Genomic DNA, 24,466 nt, shown 5'->3' on the forward strand with positions numbered 1-24,466 from the left:
ACGGCCGAACGGGCGCATGACGAACGCCGGGGAGCGCGCGCCGAGGGGGCGGGGCCTGGAGTCCTCCGCGCCGCGCCGCGACGCGCACTCCCCGGCCGAAGACCGACGCCGGAAGCCGGTGCTTTCGGAGGCAGGGGTCCTGCTCCAGTGCCGGGATGGGCACTGCAACCAGCGGCGGTTCACGAAGCTCTAGCGGTAGTTCACGAACTGGATCGCGAAGTCGAGGTCCTTGCCCTTCAGCAGGGCCTGGACCGCCTGGAGGTCGTCCCGGCTCTTCGAGCTGACCCGCAGCTCGTCGCCCTGGACCTGAGCCTTGACGCCCTTCGGACCCTCGTCGCGGATGATCTTCGCCACCTTCTTGGCGTTCTCCTGGGAGATGCCCTCCTGGATCGAGGCAGTGATCTTGTACTCCTTGCCGGACAACTGCGGCTCGCCCGCGTCCAGCGCCTTCAGCGAGATGCCGCGCTTGATCAGCTTGGACTGGAAGATGTCGAGGATCGCCTTGACCCGCTCCTCGCCGTTCGCCGACATCAGGATCTTCTCGCCGGACCAGGCGATCGAGGCGTCGGTGCCCTTGAAGTCGTAACGCTGCGAAATTTCCTTGGCGGCCTGGTTGAGGGCGTTGTCGACCTCCTGCCGCTCGACTTTCGAGACGATGTCGAAACTGGAGTCGGCCATGACGTGTGGCTCCTTGGATCGGGGGTGCTGGAAAACGTGCTGGAAAACGAGGTGTGTACGGGGGTGGTCGCGGGCCTCCCGGCCCCGCCCCCCGCCGGTCAAAGCCTAAGGGCTGTCCCCTGATCCCCGGCGGGTGCGCGACGACAGCCGCGGCTACCTCGCCGCGTTGTCGGAACATCCGCACACATCCGGGACGCGGACGCCTCTCCGGCTTGCGACGCACCGCATCCGACGCCGCATGCTGATCCGTCACGGATCAGGGACAGCCCTTGGCCATCCGCACCGATCGAGCCGCTGATCAATCCGGTGGCGGAGCACCCCCGGGCATCGGGTATCGTTTACGTCGTTGCCAGGGAGCGCCGCCAAAAAGCGGTCTCAAGGGCAGCAATCCCAGGCGGTGTGCCCGAGCGGCCAAAGGGAGCAGACTGTAAATCTGCCGGCTCAGCCTTCCCAGGTTCGAATCCTGGCGCCGCCACAGGAAAAGGCCCCTGTTCACAGAACAGGGGCCTTCTTCGTTTCCGTGGCCCGCCGGCCTGCGCCCCGGGTCTGCCGCGAAGGTCGTGATCATGAAACTTGCACCCGTACCCGTACCTGCGTCCGCACCTGTACTGGTCAGCGCCTGTCTGCGCGGTGTGCCGTGCCGCTTCGACGGCCAAGGCAAGGCGTCCGACGCGGTGACCGAGGCCATTGGGGAGCGCCGGCCCGTGTCCTTCTGCCCGGAGGTGGCCGCCGGACTGCCCACCCCGCGCCGCCCCGCGGAGATCGTCGGCGGCGACGGCCACGACGTCCTGGACGGCCGCGCCCGCGTCGTCGACGACACCGGGCGCGACGTGACGCGGGAGTTCGTGGACGGCGCGCAGCGCGCGCTGCAGGCCGCGCGCGGGTCAGGATGCGCCGAGGCGCTGCTGATGAGCCGCAGCCCCTCCTGCGGGCGCGGCACGGTCTACGACGGCACGTTCACGGGAGAGCTCCGTGAGGGCGACGGCGTCACCGCCGCCCTGCTGGAGCGCAACGGCATCACGGTCCGCCCGGCCCCGCGCGACTGAGGGCGTCACCGACCCGCGAGGCGCCGGGCGCCGCACGTGATCGTCTCCGATCCGCGGGGCGCAGAGCTGTACGTGGCCGACGCCGATCCGCGCGGCCCGGAGCCACACGTGGTCGTTTCCGACGCCTGGGCGGCGCGGGCACCGTACGTGGCCGCAGGGCCGGCACCCCGCTGGTGCCGGGCTCAGTTTCCCGCCACGTCCTTGATCGCGACCGCCACCGGCACGTGTCCCGAGACGAGTTCCAGCGTCAGCCCCGCCGTCGCCGGAGTCTCCAGCAGCTCCAGCAGCGCCGCCGCCACGTCGTCGCGCGGCACCGGTCCACGGCCGGTCGAGACAGCCAGATGGACCATCCCCGTGCCCGCGTCGTTCGTCAGCATGCCCGGGCGCAGGATCGTCCAGTCCAGCGCGGTCCTGGAGCGCACGTACGCGTCTGCGGCTCCCTTCGCCCGCAAGTACGCGTCGAAGACCTCGTCGCCCGGACGATCGGGGTCGGCGCCCATCGACGAGACCACGACCAGGCGCCGTACACCCGCCCGCTCGGCCGCGTCAGCGAGCAGCACCGCCGCGCCGCGGTCCACCGTCTCCTTGCGCGCCGCGCCGCTGTCCGGGCCCGCGCCGGCCGCGAAGACCGCCGCGTCGGCCCCGCGCAGCACCGCCGCCACGTCGTCCACGGAGGCCGACTCCAGGTCCAGGACGACCGGTTCGGCGCCCGCCGCCCGGAGGTCCGCGCCCTGTTCCGGATCACGGATGATGCCGACCGCCTCGTACCTCTGCGCGGCGAGCAGCCGCTCCAGCCGCAGCGCGATCTGGCCATGTCCACCTGCGATGACAATGCGCATGCTTCCGACCGTACGCCGCTGTGGGCCGCCGTGCTCAGGGCCAGCCGAACGGATCCGGACGGCCCTGGCGCGGCAGGCCGAGGGCGACGACGGTCTCCGAGTCGCAGTACTCGCGCACGGCGCTCGTCCGTGCCACCACCCGGCCGCGGTGCACCACGATCCGGCTGTACGCGAGCGACAGCACGCCTGAGAGCTGTTCCCCGCGCACGGCGAGCAGCTCGGCCGGAAACCCCGCCTCGACCCGGACCTCGGGCAGACCCATCGCCTTCCTGGCAGCCGAGGAGACCGCCCGGTACGCCTCGTCGGGCCCCAGCCCGCTCTGCGAGGCCAGCAGATACGCGGCCTCCAGCGGGTCCCCGCGGCCCACCGGGTTCGTGACGTCCCGCAGCGCCCCGCTGCCCGCCGCGATCCGTACCCCGGCCGCGCGCAACAGCCCCACGGGCGCGGTGCCCCGGCCCTCCACCCCGCAACAGCCGCCCTGCGGGAGGCAGATCACCGTCACCCCGGCCGCGGCGAGCTGATCGGCGGCCCGGGTCGCGGACTGTGAGGGGAGCCGGGCCAGACCGGCGCACGGGCCGACGGAGACCCCGGACCGTACTCCGCCCGCCACGGCGGCCAGCCGCCCGAGCCGAGCCGGGTCGTCACCGTCCGTGTGCAGGTCGACGGGGCAGCCGTACTCGGCGGCGATCTCCAGCACGGCCTCCGCGTAGCCCGCCGGGTCCGGGTCGAGGTCGGGGCAGCCGCCGACCGCGCACGCCCCCGTCTTCACCGCGTCGCGCAGCATGGCCAGGTTGTCGGCGCCCGCGACGCCGGTGAGCAGCCGGGGCACGGCCACCGGTGCGAGTTCGACGAGCCCGCGCAGCGAGTCCCGGGCCCGGAGAACGGCGTCGAGCGAGGCGAGACCCTGGACCGAGCCGATCCATACGTGCGCGCGCAGCGCGGTGGTGCCGTGGCCGAGCTGCAGCAGCGCGGCCTCGGTGGCCCGGCGTTGGATGTCCTGGGGTCGGTGCGATACGGGGCCCGGGATGCCGGGGCCCGTGCCGTCGGCGGTGAGCGCGGTGTCGCTGTGGGCGTGGGGTTCCACGGGAGCCGGGAGGAGCAGATGGCCTCGCAGGTCCACCCGGGCGCCGGGGGCGGCCAGACTGCCCGCGGTGCCGACGGCCTCGATGCGTCCGCCACCGAGCCGCACGTCCACGACGCGGCCGTCGGTGAGGCGGGCGCCGCAGAGCACCAGGGGGTTCGTCTCGGCGGTCGTGGCGGTATCGGGTCCGCCGGACGCGTCGGCAGGGTCGTCGGCGTGGTCGTCGGACGGCCGCGGGTGGCTGTCGGGCATCGCGCTCCTGGAACGGGAAGTCCCTGGCGGGGGGTGCGAGGGGTGCGAAGGGTGGTGACGGAAAGGAAGGAAGAAGGGGTGAGAGGGAGGGGAGAGGGCGACTGGAAAGGCGCGGAAGATCACGCAGAGTGAGTCGAGCCTAGGGGCGTGTTCGGTCCGGTTCGAGGAGGAGCGAAATAGTCGTACCGGTGTGGCTCCGAAGGCGTCCGGGCCGCGGGCGGGCGTCCGGGACGGCGGTGGCCGCCAGAGGTGAGCTGGGGCGAACACCGTGGCCCATGGGGCGGCGAGGCATTGTCCGGGCCGCGGGAAAAGGGGGGCGGCGCTGCTGGGAAAGGGGCGGCGGTGGCCGCTGCTTCGTGCGGGTCCGGGTGGAACGGCCGTGGCCTGTGTGATGGTCGAGGCGCTGATCAGGCGGCCGGCAAGCGGGAGCGAGGCGGATGACGGGCGGGCGGACCGGCCGCCGGGAGCGAGGCCCCCAAACCGATTTGGGCAACCGGCGACCGAGCGTGTAATGTCTTCCTCGCTCGCCCCAATAGCTCAGTCGGTAGAGCGTCTCCATGGTAAGGAGAAGGTCTGCGGTTCGATTCCGCATTGGGGCTCTGGTGATCGGGAATCCCCGCTTCGGCGGGGGGACCCTTCATCAAAGCGGTGTAGCTCAGTCGGTAGAGCAAGCGGCTCATAATCGCTGTGTCACCGGTTCAAGTCCGGTCACCGCTACCCACGGTAGCCGATTGCGGGGTCGGTCCTTCGATCGGCTACTCTTTTTTGCGTTCATCCGTCCATCCGTCCGTCAAGGAGCACTCACGTGGCTGCCACCGACGTCCGCCCGAAGATCACGCTGGCCTGCGTGGAGTGCAAGGAGCGGAATTACATCACCAAGAAGAACCGGCGCAACAACCCGGACCGTCTTGAGATGAAGAAGCACTGCCCGCGCTGCAACTCGCACACCGCGCACCGCGAAACGCGCTGAATCAGGCTCGTACACGAGGCCGTCCCCGATGGGGGCGGCCTCGTGTCGTTGTATTGGGGCTGTCTGTTGTTTCGGCCCTTTTCACCTTTCATCAGGAGGTAGCGAGCTCATGGCGCTCGACCAGTCCTTCGTGGGGCGGACCTATCCGCCCACCCCGCCGTACGAGGTCGGCCGCGAGAAGATCCGCGAGTTCGCCGAGGCGGTGGGCGACACGAATCCGGTGTACGCCGACCCCGAGGCCGCCCAAGCACTCGGCCACAGCGATGTGATCGCGCCGCCGACGTTCGTCTTCTCGATCACCTTCAAGGCCGCCGGGCAGGTGGTACAGGACCCGCAGTTGGGTCTGGACTACAGCCGCGTGGTGCACGGCGACCAGAAGTTCGCCTACACGCGCCCCGTGCGGGCGGGGGACCGGCTGACGGTCACCTCGACGATCGAGGGCATCAAGTCCCTGGCGGGCAACGACGTCCTGGACATCCGCGGCGAGGTCCACGACGCGTCGGGTGAACACGTGGTGACCGCGTGGACGAAGCTGGTGGCGCGAGCCGCCGAGGAGGCGTGATGACGGCGAAGATCGGATACGAGTCGGTCGAGGTCGGCACGGAGCTGCCGACGCGGTCCTTCCCGGTGACCCGGGCGACGCTGGTGCAGTACGCGGGCGCTTCCGGGGACTTCAACCCGATTCACTGGAACGAGAAGTTCGCCCGCGAGGTCGGACTGCCGGACGTGATCGCGCACGGCATGTTCACCATGGCCGAGGCGATCCGTGTAGTCACGGACTGGGTGGGCGACCCCGGTGCGGTCGTCGAGTACGGGGTGCGGTTCACCAAACCGGTCGTCGTGCCGAACGACGACGAGGGCGCCCTGATCGAGGTCGGCGCCAAGGTGGCCGCCCTGCTCGACGACAAGCGGGTGCGGGTGGACCTGACGGCCATGAGCGAGGGCAAGAAGGTGCTGGGCATGGCCCGGGCCGTGGTGCAGCTCGCCTGAGACCGGCGAGCGCGGACCGGCGAGCGCGCGAGGGGCACCGTCCTGGGGGGCGGTGCCCCTCGCCGCGTCTCCCGGCGTACGCCGGCCGGCGCGGGGCACCGACCGTGCTCGCCACGGTCTTCTCCTCTTCACGGACGGCACCGTCCCGGCGCTGTGGCTCGGCGCCGGAGCGGTGGCCCCGGCCGCCCTCGTCGCCCTGCTGGTCCCGGGCCGCGGCAGCGCCCCGGCGCCGGAGAGCCGGGCGGCGGACGGGACGGCGGGGGAGCGCGTCCTCGTCGCCGCCTGAGCGGCCCTCGCGTCCCGCACAGGTGGACACAGCCCCTTCCCGGCGCCCCGGTCCGTGGCCCCGCCCGAGCGGTGGGACCACGGACCGTACTCTTGTCCCCGTGCTGGAACTCCACGACGCCCCCCTCGCCCCCCTGACCACCTTCCGTCTCGGCGGTCCCGCCACCCGCCTCCTCACGGCGACGACCGACGCCGAGGTGATCGAGGCCGTGCGCGAGGCCGACGACACCGGTACCCCGCTCCTCGTCATCGGCGGCGGCAGCAACCTGGTCATCGGCGACAAGGGCTTCGACGGCACCGCCCTGCGCATCGCGACCGAGGGCTTCGCCCTGGACGGCTCCACGCTGGAGCTGGCCGCCGGAGAGGTCTGGACGGACGCTGTCGCCCGTACCGTCGAGGCGGGTCTCGCAGGCATCGAGTGCCTGGCCGGAATCCCGGGCTCCGCCGGGGCGACGCCGATCCAGAACGTCGGCGCCTACGGCCAGGAGGTGGCCTCCACGATCACGGAGGTCGTGGCCTACGACCGGCAGGCCCGCGAAACGGTCACCCTCTCCAACGCAGAATGCGCGTTCTCGTACCGGCACAGCCGTTTCAAGGCCGAACCCGACCGCTTCGTGGTGCTCCGTATCCGTTTCGAGCTGGAGGACGCGGGCGGTCTGTCCGCGCCCCTGAAATACGCCGAGACAGCCCGCGCCATGGGTGTCGAACAGGGCGAGCGCGTGCCCGCCTCGGCCGCTCGCGAAACCGTGCTCAAGCTCCGCGCAGGCAAGGGCATGGTCCTGGACCCCGAGGACCACGACTCCTGGTCGGCGGGTTCCTTCTTCACCAACCCGATCCTGGAAGCGGCCCAGTACGAGGCGTTCCTCGCCCGCGTCAGGGACCGGCTCGGCCCCGACGTGACGCCCCCCGCCTTCCCCGCGGACGGGGGGCGCACCAAGACCTCCGCGGCCTGGCTCATCGACAGGGCCGGTTTCACCAAGGGGTACGGCACCGGACCGGCCCGTATCTCCACCAAGCACACCCTCGCGCTCACCAACCGGGGCGGCGCCACCACCGAGGACCTTCTCGCACTCGCACGCGAGGTCGTCGCCGGCGTCCACGAGGCGTTCGGCGTCACGCTCGTCAACGAGCCCGTCACGGTCGGCGTGAGCCTGTAGGACGCGGACACGTGAGCCTGTAGGGCGCGTACGACGGATGGTCGGCGGCCGGCGGCGCTCCCGGACGTGCACCAGTCCCGCACGCCACCGCCCGGCGGCGCCTCGGGCGCACGCCAGTACGCCAGGCCGCACGCCTCTTGGCACGCCACCGCCCGGCGGGACCCTTCAGTGCGCCGCGCCCACGTCCTGCCTCACCGCGACCCGGTCGTCGGCCGGCGTGGGCGTCGCATAGGCCGCATCGGCCGTGAGGCGGTCTGGCGCCGCCGCGCGGACCGCCGCCGACCGTCCGGTACCCGATCGGGCGGAGGCGGACGGATCCGGGCCGACGCGGACCGCGGCTCAGCCGACGGGCTGCGCCAGCCAGTCGTCGATGCCCGCCAGCAGCTCCGCGCGCACCGGGGCCGGTGCGGCGGAGCCGCGTACGGACTGCCGGGCCAGCTCCGCGAGCTCCTCGTCGGTGAACGCGTGGTGGTGCCGTACGAGGTCGTACTGGGCGGCCAGCCGGGAACCGAAGAGCAGCGGGTCGTCCGCGCCCAGCGCCATCGGCACCCCGGCATCGAACAGAGTGCGCAGGGGGACATCGGCGGGCTTCTCGTAGACGCCCAGCGCCACGTTCGACGCCGGGCACACCTCGCAGGTCACCCCGCTCTCCGCCAGTCGGCGCAGCAGCCGCGGGTCCTCGGCGGCCCGGACGCCGTGCCCGATCCGGGAGGCGTCCAGGTCGTCCAGGCAGTCCCGCACGCTGGCGGGGCCCGACAGCTCACCGCCGTGCGGGGCGGCCAGCAGACCGCCGTCCCGGGCGATGGCGAAGGCCCGGTCGAAGTCCCGGGCCATGCCCCGGCGCTCGTCGTTGGAGAGGCCGAAGCCCACCACGCCCCGGTCCGCGTACCGCACCGCGAGCCGGGCCAGGGTCCGGGCGTCCAGCGGGTGCTTCATACGGTTCGCCGCGATCACCACCCGCATCGGCAGACCGGTCCCGCGCGAGGCGGCGTCCACCGCGTCCAGGATGATCTCGATCGCCGGGATCAGCCCTCCCAGCAGCGGGGCGTACGAGGTGGGGTCGACCTGTATCTCCAGCCAGCCGGAACCGTCGGCGACGTCCTCCTGGGCCGTCTCGCGCACCAGCCGCTGGATGTCCTCGGGGGCTCTCAGGCAGGAGCGGGCGATGTCGTAGAGCCGCTGGAAGCGGAACCAGCCGCGTTCGTCCGTGGCCCGCAGCCGGGGCGGTTCGCCTCCGGTCAGGGCCTCCGGCAGGCGCACGCCGTACTTGTCGGCGAGTTCGAGCAGGGTCGTGGGCCGCATGGACCCGGTGAAATGCAGGTGCAGGTGGGCCTTGGGCAACAGCCGTACGTCACGCTCCATTCCAGGATCTTGCCGCACGCGCGGGGTCCGGCGGTAGCCGCTTTCCCCATCCGGGATGGCGCACGAACAAATCGCCGACCCCCGGCCGGGGCCGGGGGTCGGCGAGGGAATTCCAGCGCTGCTACGCCTTGGCCTCCGCCAGGAGCTTCTGGAGTCGCGAGACGCCCTCGACGAGGTCGTCGTCGCCCAGGGCGTACGAGAGGCGCAGATAGCCCGGCGTGCCGAACGCCTCGCCCGGCACGACCGCGACCTCGGCCTCGTCCAGGATGAGCGCCGCCAGCTCGACCGAGGTGGCCGGGCGCCTGCCGCGGATCTCCTTGCCGAGCAGCTCCTTCACCGAGGGGTAGGCGTAGAAAGCGCCCTCGGGCTCGGGGCACAGCACGCCGTCGATCTCGTTGAGCATCCGCACGATGGTCCGGCGGCGCCGGTCGAAGGCGGTGCGCATCTCGGCGACCGCGTCCAGGTCCCCGGAGACGGCGGCCAGCGCGGCCACCTGGGCGACGTTGGAGACGTTGGACGTGGCGTGCGACTGGAGGTTGGTCGCGGCCTTGACGACGTCCTTCGGGCCGATGAGCCAGCCCACCCGCCAGCCGGTCATCGCATACGTCTTGGCGACACCGTTGACCACGACGCACTTGTCGCGCAGCTCGGGCACGATCGTCGGAAGCGAGGTGAACGTGGCGTCGCCGTAGACCAGGTGCTCGTAGATCTCGTCGGTCAGCACCCACAGGCCGTGCTCGACGGCCCAGCGGCCGATCGCCTCGGCCTCGGCCTCGCTGTACACGGCGCCGGTCGGGTTGGAGGGCGACACGAAGAGGAGGACCTTGGTCTTCTCCGTGCGCGCCGCCTCCAGCTGCTCCACGGAGACCCGGTAGCCGGTGGTCTCGTCTGCCACGACCTCCACCGGGACGCCGCCGGCCAGCCGGATCGACTCGGGGTAGGTGGTCCAGTACGGGGCCGGGACGATGACCTCGTCGCCCGGGTCGAGGATCGCGGCGAACGCCTCGTAGATGGCCTGCTTGCCGCCGTTGGTCACCAGGACCTGGGAGGCGTCGACCTCGTAGCCGGAGTCGCGCAGCGTCTTCTCCGCGATCGCGGCCTTGAGTTCGGGAAGCCCGCCCGCCGGGGTGTAGCGGTGGTACTTCGGGTTGCGGCATGCCTCGACGGCTGCCTCGACGATGTAGCCGGGGGTCGGGAAGTCGGGCTCACCGGCGCCGAAGCCGATCACCGGACGGCCGGCGGCCTTGAGGGCCTTGGCCTTGGCGTCGACGGCGAGGGTGGCGGACTCGGAGATCGCGCCGACTCGGGCGGAGACCCGGCGCTCGGACGGAGAAGTTGCAGCGCTCATGGCCTCCATGGTTCCAGACCGCCGGGCCCGGCGGCGCGCGGTGTTCAGGGAGCGGACGGGACCTTGGCGGCATCCGGACGGGCCGCGGACGCCATGCGGCGGGAGACGTCGCGGGCTATCTGTTCGACGCCGGGCCGCCGAGCACGTACACTCACCTGTCGTTGGCCTTCACCAACCACATCGCTTCCCCTCCCGGAGCACCCGGGAAGATGCGGTAGGTTGGTGGAAACCACAAAGGGTCGTAGCTCAATTGGTAGAGCACTGGTCTCCAAAACCAGCGGTTGGGGGTTCAAGTCCCTCCGGCCCTGCTACACACTTCTTCGCCAGGAAGTGTGCGCATGTACGTACTTCAATGCACCGCCGTGCGGCTCCACCGGGCGCGGCACGGCCACGACCCGGAATCAGGTGAGAAGCGTGACGGACGCCGTGGGCTCCATCGACATGCCTGATGCCGAGGATGAAGTACCCGAGTCGAAGAAGAAGACCCGGAAGGGCGGCAAGCGCGGTAAGAAGGGCCCCCTGGGTCGCCTCGCCCTGTTCTACCGCCAGATCATCGCCGAGTTGCGCAAGGTCGTCTGGCCGACCCGTTCCCAGCTGACGACTTACACCACCGTGGTGATCGCCTTCGTCGTCGTCATGATCGGCCTCGTGACCGTGATCGACTTCGGTTTCCAGCGGGTCATCAAGTACGTCTTCGGCTGATCCCGCGGAGGGCGCCTCATGGGCGCCCCTTTCGCATGTTCCACCCATATGTAGCCAGGAAGAAGCAGCCACCGTGTCTGACCCGAACCTGAACGACGCCGTCGAGCCGACGGCGGGCGCCTTCGAGTCCGCCGAGGACGAGCTCGACATCGTCGAGGCGGCGGACGCCGAGGAGCCGGACCAGGCCGAAGCTGCCGACGCCGCCGCAGGGGAGCCCGCCGAGCAGGCCGCCCTGCACATCGAGGACGACGCCGCAGCCGACGCGGATCCCGAGAACGACGAGAGCGACGCCGAGGAGGCCGCTCCGGTCGACGCCGTCGCAGCCCTGCGCGAGGAACTGCGCGGCCTGCCCGGCGAGTGGTACGTCATCCACACGTACGCCGGTTACGAGAAGCGCGTGAAGGCCAACCTGGAGCAGCGCGCCGTCTCGCTGAACGTCGAGGACTTCATCTACCAGGCCGAGGTGCCCGAGGAAGAGATCGTCCAGATCAAGAACGGCGAGCGCAAGAACGTCCGCCAGAACAAGCTCCCGGGCTACGTGCTGGTCCGCATGGACCTGACGAACGAGTCCTGGGGCGTCGTCCGCAACACCCCCGGTGTCACCGGTTTCGTGGGCAACGCCTACGACCCGTACCCGCTGACCCTGGACGAGATCGTCAAGATGCTCGCCCCGGAGGCGGAGGAGAAGGCCGCCCGCGAGGCCGCTGAGGCCGAGGGCAAGCCGGCGCCGGCCCGCAAGGTCGAGGTGCAGGTGCTCGACTTCGAAGTGGGCGACTCGGTCACCGTCACCGACGGACCGTTCGCCACGCTGCAGGCGACGATCAACGAGATCAACGCCGACTCGAAGAAGGTCAAGGGCCTCGTCGAGATCTTCGGCCGCGAGACCCCGGTCGAGCTCAGCTTCGACCAGATCCAGAAGAACTGACGGTTTTCGGTAGATCTCTGGATACATGCCTACCGAGCAGGTCGGGCCGGTTTCGTCGCCGGTCTGACCTGCTCGGTTTTTGGTCGCGCAGCCATACCCGTTATCGTTGCGCGGTATGCCTCCGTCCGGATGACCGGACGGTGGCGGAACACTCTCACTAGGACCCGGAGAGAGCAATGCCTCCCAAGAAGAAGAAGGTCACGGGGCTTATCAAGCTCCAGATCAACGCCGGTGCGGCCAACCCGGCCCCGCCGGTCGGCCCCGCGCTCGGCCAGCACGGCGTCAACATCATGGAGTTCTGCAAGGCCTACAACGCCGCGACCGAGTCGCAGCGTGGCATGGTCGTGCCGGTGGAGATCACGGTCTACGAGGACCGTTCCTTCACCTTCGTCACCAAGACTCCGCCGGCCGCGAAGCTGATCCTCAAGGCCGCGGGTGTGGAGAAGGGCTCCGGCGAGCCGCACAAGACCAAGGTCGCCAAGCTGACGGCCGCCCAGGTCCGCGAGATCGCCACGACGAAGCTCCCCGACCTGAACGCCAACGACCTCGACGCCGCGTCGAAGATCATCGAAGGCACCGCCCGTTCCATGGGCATCACGGTCGAAGGCTGACCCAGCCCCTCACGTACGCAGTGGTAGGGCCGAGCGCTGGCCCGCACCACGACTCCACACCCTGAGCACACAGGAGCAGAAGTGAAGCGCAGCAAGAACCTCCGCGCTGCGGACGCCAAGGTCGACCGGTCGCGCAACTACGCGCCGCTCGAGGCCGTCCGTCTCGCCAAGGAGACCGCCTCCGTCAAGTTCGACGGCACCGTCGAGGTCGCCCTCCGCCTGGGCGTCGACCCGCGCAAGGCCGATCAGATGGTCCGCGGCACCGTGAACCTCCCGCACGGCACCGGCAAGACCGCCCGGGTCCTGGTCTTCGCGACCGGTGACCGTGCTGCGGCCGCGGAAGCCGCGGGCGCCGACATCGTCGGCGCCGACGAGCTCATCGACGAGGTGGCGAAGGGCCGTCTGGACTTCGACGCCGTCGTCGCCACCCCGGACCTCATGGGCAAGGTCGGCCGCCTCGGCCGCGTGCTCGGTCCGCGTGGTCTGATGCCGAACCCGAAGACCGGCACCGTCACCCCTGATGTCGCCAAGGCTGTCACCGACATCAAGGGCGGCAAGATCGAGTTCCGTGTCGACAAGCACGCGAACCTCCACTTCATCATCGGCAAGGTCTCCTTCGACGAGACCAAGCTGGTGGAGAACTACGGTGCGGCGCTGGAGGAGATCCTCCGTCTGAAGCCGTCCGCCGCCAAGGGCCGCTACATCAAGAAGGCCACCCTGGCCACCACGATGGGCCCCGGCATCCCGCTGGACGCCAACCGCACCCGCAACCTCCTCGTCGAGGAGGACCCGGCCGCCGTCTGAGCCCCCGCGCTCGGCAGTACGCCGCGTCACGTGTGACATCGACGGGCCCCGCAACCTCTTCAGGTGCGGGGCCCGTCCTCGTACCCGTACCCACGAGGTGTCCGTACGCATGAGCGGGCTGTGTCAGACCTGTGCGTTAGCGTGAGGGTCCGAGAGTCGAACGAGGGGTGGAAACGGCCATGAGGACCAGTACTGTGCGACGCGTTGGCCTGGCGGTGGCGGTGGCGGCGGCGCTGACGTCCGTCACGTCCTGCAGCGGCGCCGAGAAATTCGACCCGGTCGCCGCGCTGCGTCAGGTGCAGAAGAAGACCGGTGGCGTGGACTCGGCGAAGATCGAGGGGACCACGGAGATGGGCACCATCATGTCCATGAAGCAGACCGGCGCCGTCGACTGGTCCGACGGTCTGACGGGCACCATGCAGATCACCTACACCGGCGGCAGCATGGCGGACGCCATGAAGCAGACCGGTGGCAGCGGCACGATGGAGGCCCGCTACTACAAGGACGGCTACGCCGTGAACATGGGCGACGGCTTCGCCCAGCAGTCCGGCGGCAAGCGCTGGATCAGCTACGAGTACGCCGACCTCGCCGAGCTCGCGGGTGCCTCCGGCGAGGCGATGAAGCAGCAGATGCAGAACGCCACACCCACCCAGGCGGTGCAGTCCCTGCTGGCCTCCGGTGATGTGAAGAAGGTCGGCGAGGAGGACGTGCGCGGGGTTCGTGCGACGCACTACTCCGGCACGCTCGACGTCGCCGAGCTGACCGAGAAGAACTCGGCGCTCGACGCCGCCCAGCTCGCCGAGCTGAAGAAGCAGCTGGACGAGGTGGGGATCACCACGGAGCAGGTCGACATATGGGTGGACGAGAACGACCTGCTGGTCAAGAAGACCGAGCGCGCCAAGATGAAGACCGGCGAGATGAACTCGACCATCCACTACAGCGACTACGGCACGAAGGTCTCCGTGGAGAAGCCGTCGGCAGGTGACACGGTCAAGTTCACCGACCTCATGAAGCAGCAGCAGAAGGCCGGCGCCCCCACGGGCTGAAGCACCGGTACCGTCGCGGGAACGGACGGATTTGCCCGGCGCGACACCGGTCGCGTACTCTCTCACAGAAGCCAAAGACCGCTGGTCGTTGCTGTGCCCTCGTAGTGGGGAACGGTGACCGAAGGATCCGTCGAGTACGGGCGACCTGCGCAGGTGACTGTGGAGAGCTCCCGGATTTTTTCGGTCGAGCTACGCCCTGGCGCCTGCGCCGGGGCGTTCGTCTTTCCCGGCCCCTTCTGAGCGGTCCTCATCACCCGGAAGGAGGCCGACGCTCATGGCAAGGCCCGACAAGGCTGCCGCGGTAGCCGAGCTGACGGACCAGTTCCGCAGCTCGAACGCCGCCGTGCTGACCGAGTACCGGGGTCTCACCGTGGCCCAGCTCAAGCAGCTGCGCCGTTCGCTCGGTGAGAACGCCCAGTACGCCGTGGTGAAGAACACGCTGACCAAGATTGCGGCCAACGAGGCCGGGATCGACTCGCTCGACGACCTTTTCGCGGGTCCGACGGCGGTTGCCTTCATCACCGGTGACCCGGTGGAGTCGGCGAAGGGTCTTCGTGACTTCGCCAAGGACAACCCCAACCTCGTCATCAAGGGCGGTGTCCTTGACGGCAAGGCGCTGTCCGCCGACGAGATCAAGAAGCTCGCGGACCTCGAGTCCCGCGAGGTTCTGCTCAGCAAGCTGGCCGGTGCCTTCAAGGGCAAGCAGTCCCAGGCTGCTTCGCTCTTCCAGGCTCTGCCGTCGAAGCTCGTCCGCACCGTGGACGCGCTGCGCGCCAAGCAGGCCGAGCAGGGCGGTGCCGAGTAATTCGGCTCGCGCAGTGATCGCGGCCCCGATGGGGCGGCGGTCGTAGCGGGCCCGTACGCCCGCCTCACATGTACATCCGGCACCAGCCGAATTAGTGGAAGGACGCCATCATGGCGAAGCTCAGCCAGGAAGACCTGCTCGCGCAGTTCGAGGAGATGACCCTCATCGAGCTCTCCGAGTTCGTGAAGGCCTTCGAGGAGAAGTTCGACGTCACCGCCGCCGCTGCCGCGCCGGTCGTCGTCGCCGGCGGTGTCGCCGGTGGCGGCGAGGCCGCTGTCGAGGAGAAGGACGAGTTCGACGTCATCCTCACGGGCGCCGGCGACAAGAAGATCCAGGTCATCAAGGTCGTGCGCGAGCTGACCTCCCTGGGCCTGAAGGAGGCCAAGGACCTCGTCGACGGCACCCCGAAGCCGGTCCTCGAGAAGGTCAACAAGGAGGCCGCCGACAAGGCTGCCGAGGCCCTCAAGGGCGCCGGCGCCGCTGTCGAGGTCAAGTGACCTCAGGAGTCGGCCGACTCCTTTCACCGCCCGTGCCGTAGGGCACGGGGCCGCGTGACGAAGGGCGATCACCCATCGAGGTGGTCGCCCTTCGGCGTACCCGGCACCGCTGCCTTGCTCTTCCTGCGGCGACGAGTATGGTGATCATCGCCGTTGCCTCTCGGGGGACGGCTGTCCGGCCTCGGCAGGCTGCCGCTGTGCGGCCCCCGGCAAGGGGCCTTGACGAACCGGACGCGGCGCGCGATTCTCAGGACGCGTCAGCACATCGATCCGAATCCGAGGCATGGATCGTGGCCGAAGTGGGCAGTAAAGAAGAGCGCAGCACGCGCGGGACCAATAGGTGTTGAGAACAACTGGTGCGAGCAACGTGGGTCTCTGAGAACCCTCACTGGACATCAGTGTGCCGTTTGGCTACACTGTCCCTTTGCGCTGCCTGTTAGCTGCCCTCTGCCCGTCACCAGGGGCATGCCCACGCTTGAGCACCGGCGATCACACGTCTCTGACCTGGCCTTTCCGGCCGGAGTCAGGAACCGACCGTCTTGGCGTCCAGCTTGGGACCGGTACGCGCGTAGTGAGTCCGAGCCCTCGGAAGGACCCCCTCTTGGCCGCCTCGCGCAACGCCTCGACCGCGAATACGAACAACGGTGCCAGCACTGCCCCGCTGCGCATCTCCTTTGCAAAGATCAAGGAGCCCCTCGAGGTTCCGAACCTCCTCGCGCTGCAGACCGAGAGCTTCGACTGGCTTCTCGGCAATGCCGCCTGGAAGGCTCGCGTCGAGGCTGCTCTGGACAGTGGACAAGACGTCCCCACCAAGTCCGGACTGGAGGAAATCTTCGAGGAGATCTCCCCGATCGAGGACTTCTCCGGGTCGATGTCGCTGACGTTCCGCGACCACCGCTTCGAGCCCCCGAAGAACTCGATCGACGAGTGCAAGGAGCGCGACTTCACGTACGCCGCCCCGCTCTTCGTCACGGCGGAGTTCACCAACAACGAGACCGGTGAGATCAAGTCCCAGACGGTCTTCATGGGCGACTTCCCGCTCATGACGAACAAGGGCACCTTCGTCATCAACGGCACCGAGCGTGTCGTCGTGTCGCAGCTGGTCCGTTCGCCGGGCGTCTACTTCGACTCGTCCATCGACAAGACGTCCGACAAGGACATCTTCTCCGCCAAGATCATCCCGTCCCGGGGTGCCTGGCTGGAGATGGAGATCGACAAGCGCGACATGGTCGGTGTCCGTATCGACCGCAAGCGCAAGCAGTCCGTCACCGTGCTGCTGAAGGCGCTCGGCTGGACCACCGAGCAGATCCTGCAGGAGTTCGGCGAGTACGAGTCCATGCGCGCCACCCTGGAGAAGGACCACACCCAGGGCCAGGACGACGCGCTGCTCGACATCTACCGCAAGCTCCGTCCGGGCGAGCCGCCCACGCGCGAGGCCGCCCAGACGCTGCTGGAGAACCTCTACTTCAACCCCAAGCGCTACGACCTCGCGAAGGTCGGCCGCTACAAGGTCAACAAGAAGCTCGGCGCCGACGAGCCCCTGGACGCCGGCGTGCTCACCACCGACGACGTCATCGCGACCATCAAGTACCTGGTCCAGCTGCACGCCGGTGAGACCGAGACGGTCGGCGAGTCCGGCCGCCCGATCGTCGTCGAGACCGACGACATCGACCACTTCGGCAACCGCCGCCTGCGCAACGTCGGCGAGCTCATCCAGAACCAGGTCCGCACGGGTCTCGCCCGTATGGAGCGCGTCGTGCGCGAGCGCATGACCACCCAGGACGTCGAGGCGATCACGCCCCAGACCCTGATCAACATCCGGCCGGTCGTCGCCTCCATCAAGGAGTTCTTCGGCACCAGCCAGCTGTCCCAGTTCATGGACCAGAACAACCCGCTGTCCGGGCTGACGCACAAGCGTCGTCTGTCCGCGCTCGGCCCGGGTGGTCTCTCCCGTGAGCGGGCCGGCTTCGAGGTCCGTGACGTGCACCCGTCCCACTACGGACGCATGTGCCCGATCGAGACCCCTGAAGGCCCGAACATCGGTCTGATCGGTTCGCTCGCCTCGTACGGCCGCGTCAACGCGTTCGGCTTCATCGAGACGCCGTACCGCAAGGTCGTCGACGGCCAGGTCACCGACGAGGTCGACTACATCACCGCCGACGAGGAGGACCGCTTCGTCATCGCCCAGGCGAACGCGCCGCTCTCCGAGGAGCTGCGCTTCGTCGAGCCCCGCGTCCTGGTCCGCCGCCGCGGCGGCGAGGTCGACTACGTCTCCGCCGCGGACGTCGACTACATGGACGTCTCCCCGCGCCAGATGGTGTCCGTCGCCACCGCGATGATCCCCTTCCTGGAGCACGACGACGCCAACCGCGCCCTCATGGGGGCGAACATGATGCGGCAGGCGGTGCCGCTCATCAAGTCCGAGGCGCCGCTCGTCGGCACCGGCATGGAGTACCGCTGCGCCACCGACGCCGGTGACGTGCTGAAGGCCGAGAAGGACGGTGTGGTCCAGGAGGTCTCCGCGGACTACATCACCGTGACGAACGACGACGGCACGTACACCACGTACCGCATCGCCAAGTTCATGCGCTCCAACCAGGGCACCTCGGTCAACCAGAAGGTCATCGTCTCCGAGGGTGACCGGGTCGTCGCCGACCAGGTCCTCGCCGACGGTCCGGCCACCGAGAACGGCGAGATGGCCCTCGGCAAGAACCTGCTGGTGGCGTTCATGCCGTGGGAGGGTCACAACTACGAGGACGCGATCATCCTGTCGCAGCGCCTCGTGCAGGACGACGTCCTCTCCTCGATCCACATCGAGGAGCACGAGGTCGACGCCCGTGACACCAAGCTCGGCCCCGAGGAGATCACCCGGGACATCCCGAACGTCTCCGAGGAGGTCCTCGCCGACCTCGACGAGCGCGGCATCATCCGCATCGGCGCCGAGGTCGTCGCCGGTGACATCCTCGTCGGCAAGGTCACGCCCAAGGGTGAGACCGAGCTGACCCCCGAGGAGCGCCTGCTCCGCGCGATCTTCGGTGAGAAGGCGCGCGAGGTCCGCGACACCTCGCTGAAGGTCCCGCACGGCGAGATCGGCAAGGTCATCGGCGTCCGCGTCTTCGACCGCGAGGAGGGCGACGAACTGCCGCCCGGCGTGAACCAGCTGGTCCGCGTCTACGTCGCGCAGAAGCGCAAGATCACCGACGGTGACAAGCTCGCCGGCCGTCACGGCAACAAGGGCGTCATCTCGAAGATCCTGCCGATCGAGGACATGCCGTTCCTGGAGGACGGCACCCCCGTCGACATCATCCTCAACCCGCTGGGTGTCCCGTCCCGAATGAACCCGGGACAGGTCCTGGAGATCCACCTCGGCTGGCTCGCCAGCCGCGGCTGGGACGTCTCCGGCCTCGGTGACGAGTGGGCCAAGCGCCTGCAGTCCATCGGCGCCGACCGGGTCGCCCCCGGCACCAACGTCGCCACCCCCGTCTTCGACGGCGCGCGCGAGGACGAGATCTCCGGTCTTTTCGACGCCACGATCCCGAACCGCGACGGCGACCGCCTGGTGCGGGCCTCCGGCAAGGCCAAGCTGTTCGACGGCCGCTCCGGCGAGCCGTTCCCGGACCCGGTCTCGGTCGGCTACATGTACATCCTTAAGCTGCACCACCTCGTCGACGACAAGCTGCACGCGCGTTCGACGGGTCCGTACTCGATGATCACCCAGCAGCCGCTGGGTGGTAAGGCGCAGTTCGGTGGTCAGCGCTTCGGTGAGATGGAGGTGTGGGCCCTTGAGGCATACGGCGCCGCATACGCCCTCCAGGAGCTCCTGACGATCAAGTCCGACGACGTGACCGGCCGCGTGAAGGTCTACGAGGCCATCGTCAAGGGCGAGAACATCCCCGAGCCCGGCATCCCCGAGTCCTTCAAGGTGCTCATCAAGGAAATGCAGTCGCTCTGCCTCAACGTGGAGGTGCTGTCCTCCGACGGCATGTCCATCGAGATGCGCGACACGGACGAGGACGTCTTCCGCGCGGCGGAGGAGCTCGGTATCGACCTGTCCCGGCGCGAGCCGAGCAGCGTCGAAGAGGTCTGACGGGTTGGCCGGCCGGATCCTCGTGATCCGGCCGGCTCTCCCCGGACCCGTTCAGACCATTGCTGAAGTGCCCCATATTTCTCGCCTGACGCGAGGGGGCTCGAACCCCCGAAAGAGGGATTGACGACAAGTGCTCGACGTCAACTTCTTCGACGAGCTGCGGATCGGCCTCGCCACCGCGGACGACATCCGGACCTGGTCGCACGGCGAAGTGAAGAAGCCGGAGACCATCAACTACCGCACGCTCAAGCCCGAAAAGGACGGACTCTTCTGCGAGAAGATCTTCGGTCCGACCCGGGACTGGGAGTGCTACTGCGGCAAGTACAAGCGTGTCCGCTTCAAGGGCATCATCTGTGAGCGCTGTGGCGTCGAGGTCACGCGTGCCAAGGTGCGCCGCGAGCGCATGGGCCACATCGAGCTCGCCGCTCCCGTCACCCACATCTGGTACTTCAAGGGCGTCCCGTCGCGCCTGGGCTACCTGCTCGACCTGGCGCCGAAGGACCTGGAGAAGGTCATCTACTTCGCCGCGTACATGATCACGTACGTGGACGAGGAGCGCCGAACCCGCGACCTGCCCTCGCTGGAGGCGCACGTCTCCGTCGAGCGCCAGCAGATCGAGAACCGCCGCGACGCCGACCTGGAGGCCCGCGCCAAGAAGCTCGAGACCGACCTGGCCGAGCTGGAGGCCGAGGGCGCCAAGGCCGACGTGCGCCGCAAGGTGCGCGAAGGCGCCGAGCGCGAGATGAAGCAGCTGCGCGACCGCGCGCAGCGCGAGATCGACCGCCTCGACGAGGTGTGGAACCGCTTCAAGAACCTCAAGGTCCAGGACCTGGAGGGCGACGAGCTGCTCTACCGCGAGCTGCGTGACCGCTTCGGCACGTACTTCGACGGCTGCATGGGCGCCGCCGCCCTGCAAAAGCGCCTCGAGTCCTTCGACCTGGAGGAGGAGGCCGAGAAGCTCCGCGAGATCATCCGTACCGGCAAGGGCCAGAAGAAGACCCGCGCGCTCAAGCGCCTCAAGGTCGTCTCCGCGTTCCTGCAGACCAGCAACAAGCCCAAGGGCATGGTGCTCGACTGCGTGCCGGTCATCCCGCCGGACCTGCGTCCGATGGTGCAGCTGGACGGTGGCCGCTTCGCGACCTCCGACCTGAACGACCTGTACCGCCGTGTGATCAACCGCAACAACCGTCTGAAGCGGCTCCTGGACCTCGGTGCCCCGGAGATCATCGTCAACAACGAGAAGCGCATGCTTCAGGAGGCCGTTGACGCCCTCTTCGACAACGGCCGTCGCGGCCGCCCGGTGACGGGCCCCGGCAACCGCCCGCTGAAGTCCCTCAGCGACATGCTGAAGGGGAAGCAGGGTCGTTTCCGTCAGAACCTGCTCGGCAAGCGTGTCGACTACTCGGCGCGTTCCGTGATCGTCGTCGGTCCGCAGCTGAAGCTGCACCAGTGCGGTCTGCCGAAGGCCATGGCGCTGGAGCTCTTCAAGCCGTTCGTGATGAAGCGCCTGGTCGACCTGAACCACGCGCAGAACATCAAGTCGGCCAAGCGCATGGTCGAGCGCGGCCGCACCGTGGTGTACGACGTCCTCGAAGAGGTCATCGCCGAGCACCCGGTGCTGCTGAACCGTGCGCCCACGCTGCACCGCCTCGGCATCCAGGCATTCGAGCCGCAGCTGGTCGAGGGCAAGGCCATCCAGATCCACCCGCTCGTCTGCACCGCGTTCAACGCGGACTTCGACGGTGACCAGATGGCCGTCCACCTGCCGCTCTCCGCGGAGGCGCAGGCCGAGGCCCGCATCCTGATGCTGTCCTCGAACAACATCCTCAAGCCGGCCGACGGCCGTCCGGTCACCATGCCGACCCAGGACATGGTGCTGGGCCTGTTCTTCCTCACCACGGACGAGGAGGAGCGCGACGTCATCGGACAGGGCCGTTCCTTCGGTTCCACGGCCGAGGCGATCATGGCCTTCGACGCCCGCGAGCTGTCGCTCCAGGCGAAGGTCGACATCCGCTTCCCGGTGGGCACCATCCCGCCGCGCGGCTGGGTGCCGCCGGTCGCCGAGGAAGGGGCCGACGGCGTAGGGGAGCGGCCGTACCAGCAGGGCGACTCGTTCCGGCTGCGTACGTCCCTGGGCCGCGCGCTCTTCAACGAGCTGCTGCCCGAGGACTACCCGTTCGTCGACTACTCGGTCGGAAAGAAGCAGCTCTCCGAGATCGTCAACGACCTCGCCGAGCGCTACCCCAAGGTCATCGTGGCGGCGACGCTCGACAACCTGAAGGCGGCCGGCTTCTACTGGGCGACCCGTTCCGGTGTCACCGTGGCCATCTCCGACGTCGTGGTCCCCGAGGCCAAGAAGGCGATCGTCGCGGGCTACGAGGCGCAGGACGAGAAGGTCCAGAAGCAGTACGAGCGCGGTCTGATCACCAAGGACGAGCGCACGCAGGAACTCATCGCGATCTGGACCAAGGCGACCAACGAGGTCGCCGAGGCCATGAACGAGAACTTCCCCAAGACCAACCCCATCTTCATGATGGTCGACTCGGGTGCCCGAGGAAACATGATGCAGATGAGGCAGATCGCCGGTATGCGCGGTCTGGTGTCGAACGCGAAGAACGAGACGATCCCGCGTCCCATCAAGGCGTCCTTCCGCGAGGGCCTGTCCGTGCTGGAGTACTTCATCTCCACGCACGGTGCCCGTAAGGGTCTGGCGGACACCGCCCTGCGTACCGCCGACTCGGGTTACCTGACCCGTCGTCTGGTGGACGTCTCGCAGGACGTGATCATCCGCGAGGAGGACTGCGGCACCGACCGCGGCCTGAAGCTGCGGATCGCCGAGAAGGGCGCCGACGGCGTGCTCCGCAAGACGGAGGACGTCGAGACCTCGGTCTACGCCCGCATGCTCGCCGAGGACGTCGTCGTCGACGGCAAGGTCATCGCGCCGGCCAACGTCGACCTCGGTGACGTCCTGATCGACCAACTGGTCGCCGCCGGCGTCGAGACGGTCAAGACCCGCTCGGTCCTGACCTGCGAGTCCGCGGTCGGCACCTGTGCCTTCTGCTACGGACGCTCGCTCGCCACCGGCAAGCTGGTCGACATCGGTGAGGCGGTCGGCATCATCGCCGCCCAGTCCATCGGTGAGCCCGGTACCCAGCTGACGATGCGCACCTTCCACACCGGTGGTGTGGCCGGTGACGACATCACCCAGGGTCTGCCGCGTGTCGTCGAGCTCTTCGAGGCCCGTACGCCCAAGGGTGTCGCCCCGATCTCGGAGGCGGCCGGCCGCGTCCGCATCGAGGAGACCGAGAAGACCAAGAAGATCGTCGTCACCCCGGACGACGGCAGCGACGAGACGGCCTACCCGATCTCCAAGCGTGCCCGTCTCCTGGTGGGCGAGGGCGACCACGTCGAGGTGGGCCAGAAGCTCACCGTGGGGGCCACCAACCCGCACGACGTGCTGCGCATCCTCGGCCAGCGCGCGGTCCAGGTCCACCTGGTCGGCGAGGTCCAGAAGGTCTACAACTCGCAGGGTGTGTCGATCCACGACAAGCACATCGAGATCATCATCCGGCAGATGCTGCGCCGCGTGACGATCATCGAGTCCGGCGACGCGGAGCTGCTGCCGGGCGAGCTCGTCGAGCGCTCGAAGTTCGAGACCGAGAACCGTCGTGTGGTCACCGAGGGCGGTCACCCCGCCTCCGGCCGTCCGCAGCTGATGGGTATCACCAAGGCCTCGCTGGCGACGGAGTCCTGGCTGTCGGCCGCCTCCTTCCAGGAGACGACCCGAGTGCTGACGGACGCGGCGATCAACGCCAAGTCCGACAGCCTCATCGGCCTCAAGGAGAACGTCATCATCGGTAAGCTCATCCCGGCCGGTACGGGCCTGTCCCGTTACCGCAACATCCGGGTCGAGCCGACCGAGGAGGCCAAGGCCGCGATGTACTCGGCGGTCGGCTACGACGACATCGACTACTCGCCGTTCGGCACGGGCTCCGGCCAGGCCGTTCCGCTGGAGGACTACGACTACGGTCCGTACAACCAGTAAGGCGTACGTCCGAACCGAAGGGCGGTCACCCCGTGGGGTGGCCGCCCTTCGGCGTGCCGTGGGGGGTTCGGGGGTTCGGTGAAACCGCGTTCCGTGCGCGGTCGGCGCGGTAAAGTCCCGGATTCGATCAACAGGTCCTGTGGGCCGGCTTTGGGGGGCGAGTATGGAAACGGAACGGGTGTTCTTCGGATTGTCGGCGGCGTTATCGATGCCGTGGGGGACGGGATGGCAACGCACCCGCCCGTGGCTGACCGTCTCCTTCGTGACGTTGTACGGCGCGTACGTCATCGCTCCGTACATGGACGAGGCGAAGGCGTGGTGGGCCTTCGCGATCGCCGTACTGCTCGCGGGTGGTTCGGCTCTCATGCACCACTCGGCCGGGGCGTGGTCGCCGGGTTTCTCGCTGACTCTGCCCCTGAGCAGTGGCACCTCGATGGCCGCGAGGCGGGTCGGTGCGGTCCTCATGGCCCTCGCCGCGGTTCTGGCGCTGTGGACGGCCGGCAGTAAGACGGCCACGCTGAGCGGGGAGTTCCTGCTCAGCGACCGGCCGGCGATCTTTCTGTCCGCCCTTCTCCTGGCGGTGTTCGGTGGCGGGGCTCTGAGCAGGGCGGCCACGGCCCCGGTACGCGCGGAGGTCGAGTCGATGCCGGATGGCCCGGAGAAGACCAAGGCCCTGGATTTCATGAGCGGAAGCAAGAACATCGGCTTGCTGGAGCGCGGGCTTCTCTTCGTCTTCATCGCCGCCGGCCAGCCCGAAGCCGCGGCTCTTGTGCTCGCCGCCAAGTCACTGGCGCGGGTCCCCACGAACGACCACGGCAAACACGCCTCCGAATACTTCCTCATCGGTACACTGGCCAGCGTCATCGCGTCCTTGGTGATGGGAATGGCCGCTCGTTCAGCAGTGGGACTGTCCGTCCTCTAGAAGGAGAGGCACTT

At 68.8% G+C, this 24,466-nt stretch carries 21 protein-coding genes and 4 tRNA genes; 20 read left to right on the forward strand and 5 right to left on the reverse strand.

What is annotated here, in order from left to right; genetic code table 11:
• Positions 1-189: 189 nt before the first annotated feature.
• Positions 190-678, reverse strand: a complete 489-nt coding sequence (locus tag ACGF2V_RS18775; RefSeq protein ID WP_362619159.1) for a YajQ family cyclic di-GMP-binding protein — start codon at positions 676-678, stop codon at positions 190-192.
• Between the two features lie 393 nt (positions 679-1,071).
• Here ACGF2V_RS18775 and ACGF2V_RS18780 point away from each other — a divergent pair.
• Both ACGF2V_RS18780 and ACGF2V_RS18785 read left to right on the forward strand, forming a co-directional pair.
• Positions 1,072-1,153: transfer RNA gene (locus ACGF2V_RS18780), tRNA-Tyr, on the forward strand.
• A 91-nt stretch (positions 1,154-1,244) separates the two neighbouring features.
• The gene (locus ACGF2V_RS18785) at positions 1,245-1,724 is read left to right on the forward strand and encodes a DUF523 domain-containing protein (RefSeq protein WP_362707150.1); all 480 of its coding nucleotides are present in this window, start codon (positions 1,245-1,247) and stop codon (positions 1,722-1,724) included.
• A 182-nt stretch (positions 1,725-1,906) separates the two neighbouring features.
• Here the strand turns inward: ACGF2V_RS18785 and ACGF2V_RS18790 are convergent, their stop codons facing one another.
• Together ACGF2V_RS18790 and ACGF2V_RS18795 are read right to left on the reverse strand one after the other, a co-directional pair.
• Positions 1,907-2,563: an SDR family oxidoreductase gene (locus tag ACGF2V_RS18790; RefSeq protein ID WP_362707147.1), complete on the reverse strand. Its 657-nt coding sequence runs from the start codon at positions 2,561-2,563 to the stop codon at positions 1,907-1,909.
• Positions 2,564-2,597: 34 nt separating this feature from the next.
• On the reverse strand, positions 2,598-3,896 hold the full coding sequence (locus ACGF2V_RS18795) for an amidohydrolase family protein (protein WP_362619168.1): 1,299 nt from the start codon (positions 3,894-3,896) through the stop codon (positions 2,598-2,600).
• A 526-nt stretch (positions 3,897-4,422) separates the two neighbouring features.
• Here ACGF2V_RS18795 and ACGF2V_RS18800 point away from each other — a divergent pair.
• The 7 genes from ACGF2V_RS18800 to ACGF2V_RS18830 all read left to right on the forward strand — a co-directional run bounded on the left by ACGF2V_RS18800 (position 4,423) and on the right by ACGF2V_RS18830 (position 7,298).
• Positions 4,423-4,495 (forward strand) — tRNA-Thr (locus ACGF2V_RS18800).
• Between the two features lie 45 nt (positions 4,496-4,540).
• A tRNA-Met gene (locus ACGF2V_RS18805) sits at positions 4,541-4,613 on the forward strand.
• A gap of 88 nt (positions 4,614-4,701) precedes the next feature.
• Positions 4,702-4,866 (forward strand): 50S ribosomal protein L33, encoded by a 165-nt coding sequence (gene rpmG, locus ACGF2V_RS18810; RefSeq protein WP_003956487.1) that lies wholly within the window; start codon positions 4,702-4,704, stop codon positions 4,864-4,866.
• 109 nt (positions 4,867-4,975) lie between these two features.
• On the forward strand, positions 4,976-5,428 hold the full coding sequence (locus ACGF2V_RS18815) for a MaoC family dehydratase N-terminal domain-containing protein (RefSeq protein WP_362619171.1): 453 nt from the start codon (positions 4,976-4,978) through the stop codon (positions 5,426-5,428).
• Positions 5,428-5,856: a MaoC family dehydratase gene (locus ACGF2V_RS18820; RefSeq protein WP_362619174.1), complete on the forward strand. Its 429-nt coding sequence runs from the start codon at positions 5,428-5,430 to the stop codon at positions 5,854-5,856. The genes ACGF2V_RS18815 and ACGF2V_RS18820 overlap by 1 nt, the downstream gene beginning before the upstream one ends.
• A gap of 52 nt (positions 5,857-5,908) precedes the next feature.
• Complete coding sequence (locus ACGF2V_RS18825; RefSeq protein WP_362619176.1) at positions 5,909-6,142, forward strand: hypothetical protein; 234 nt, start codon at positions 5,909-5,911, stop codon at positions 6,140-6,142.
• A gap of 100 nt (positions 6,143-6,242) precedes the next feature.
• Positions 6,243-7,298, forward strand: coding sequence for a UDP-N-acetylmuramate dehydrogenase (locus ACGF2V_RS18830; protein WP_362619178.1), 1,056 nt, complete (start codon positions 6,243-6,245; stop codon positions 7,296-7,298).
• Between the two features lie 339 nt (positions 7,299-7,637).
• Here ACGF2V_RS18830 and ACGF2V_RS18835 read toward each other — a convergent pair whose 3' ends face one another.
• Together ACGF2V_RS18835 and ACGF2V_RS18840 are read right to left on the reverse strand one after the other, a co-directional pair.
• Positions 7,638-8,660 carry an adenosine deaminase gene (locus tag ACGF2V_RS18835; protein WP_362619181.1) on the reverse strand — a complete coding sequence of 341 codons (1,023 nt, stop codon included), beginning with the start codon at positions 8,658-8,660 and terminating at the stop codon, positions 7,638-7,640.
• Between the two features lie 121 nt (positions 8,661-8,781).
• Complete coding sequence (locus ACGF2V_RS18840) at positions 8,782-10,008, reverse strand: pyridoxal phosphate-dependent aminotransferase (protein ID WP_362619183.1); 1,227 nt, start codon at positions 10,006-10,008, stop codon at positions 8,782-8,784.
• Positions 10,009-10,243: 235 nt separating this feature from the next.
• Between ACGF2V_RS18840 and ACGF2V_RS18845 the strand changes: the two genes are divergently transcribed.
• From ACGF2V_RS18845 to ACGF2V_RS18895, 11 genes are all read left to right on the forward strand, one after another.
• Positions 10,244-10,316, forward strand: a tRNA-Trp gene (locus tag ACGF2V_RS18845).
• A gap of 106 nt (positions 10,317-10,422) precedes the next feature.
• Positions 10,423-10,710: a preprotein translocase subunit SecE gene (gene secE / locus ACGF2V_RS18850; protein ID WP_073786747.1), complete on the forward strand. Its 288-nt coding sequence runs from the start codon at positions 10,423-10,425 to the stop codon at positions 10,708-10,710.
• A 73-nt stretch (positions 10,711-10,783) separates the two neighbouring features.
• On the forward strand, positions 10,784-11,635 hold the full coding sequence (gene nusG / locus ACGF2V_RS18855) for a transcription termination/antitermination protein NusG (RefSeq protein ID WP_362619184.1): 852 nt from the start codon (positions 10,784-10,786) through the stop codon (positions 11,633-11,635).
• A gap of 176 nt (positions 11,636-11,811) precedes the next feature.
• A complete protein-coding gene (gene rplK, locus ACGF2V_RS18860) occupies positions 11,812-12,246 on the forward strand; it encodes a 50S ribosomal protein L11 (RefSeq protein ID WP_073786749.1) in 435 nt (144 codons plus the stop codon).
• A gap of 81 nt (positions 12,247-12,327) precedes the next feature.
• Complete coding sequence (gene rplA, locus ACGF2V_RS18865; protein ID WP_362619186.1) at positions 12,328-13,050, forward strand: 50S ribosomal protein L1; 723 nt, start codon at positions 12,328-12,330, stop codon at positions 13,048-13,050.
• A gap of 179 nt (positions 13,051-13,229) precedes the next feature.
• Positions 13,230-14,096, forward strand: a complete 867-nt coding sequence (locus ACGF2V_RS18870; RefSeq protein ID WP_362619188.1) for a hypothetical protein — start codon at positions 13,230-13,232, stop codon at positions 14,094-14,096.
• A 274-nt stretch (positions 14,097-14,370) separates the two neighbouring features.
• Entirely contained in the window at positions 14,371-14,901 is a 531-nt protein-coding gene (rplJ, locus tag ACGF2V_RS18875; RefSeq protein ID WP_360112075.1) for a 50S ribosomal protein L10, read from the forward strand.
• A 110-nt stretch (positions 14,902-15,011) separates the two neighbouring features.
• Positions 15,012-15,398, forward strand: a complete 387-nt coding sequence (rplL, locus tag ACGF2V_RS18880; RefSeq protein ID WP_362619190.1) for a 50S ribosomal protein L7/L12 — start codon at positions 15,012-15,014, stop codon at positions 15,396-15,398.
• 601 nt (positions 15,399-15,999) lie between these two features.
• Complete coding sequence (gene rpoB / locus ACGF2V_RS18885; protein ID WP_362619193.1) at positions 16,000-19,485, forward strand: DNA-directed RNA polymerase subunit beta; 3,486 nt, start codon at positions 16,000-16,002, stop codon at positions 19,483-19,485.
• A 130-nt stretch (positions 19,486-19,615) separates the two neighbouring features.
• Positions 19,616-23,530 carry a DNA-directed RNA polymerase subunit beta' gene (locus ACGF2V_RS18890; RefSeq protein ID WP_362707144.1) on the forward strand — a complete coding sequence of 1,305 codons (3,915 nt, stop codon included), beginning with the start codon at positions 19,616-19,618 and terminating at the stop codon, positions 23,528-23,530.
• Positions 23,531-23,792: 262 nt separating this feature from the next.
• Entirely contained in the window at positions 23,793-24,452 is a 660-nt protein-coding gene (locus ACGF2V_RS18895) for a hypothetical protein (protein ID WP_362619196.1), read from the forward strand.
• The last annotated feature ends 14 nt before the right edge of the window (positions 24,453-24,466 follow it).

It is taken from the genome of Streptomyces sp. NPDC047982 (assembly GCF_043204165.1).
Lineage (GTDB): Bacteria > Actinomycetota > Actinomycetes > Streptomycetales > Streptomycetaceae > Streptomyces.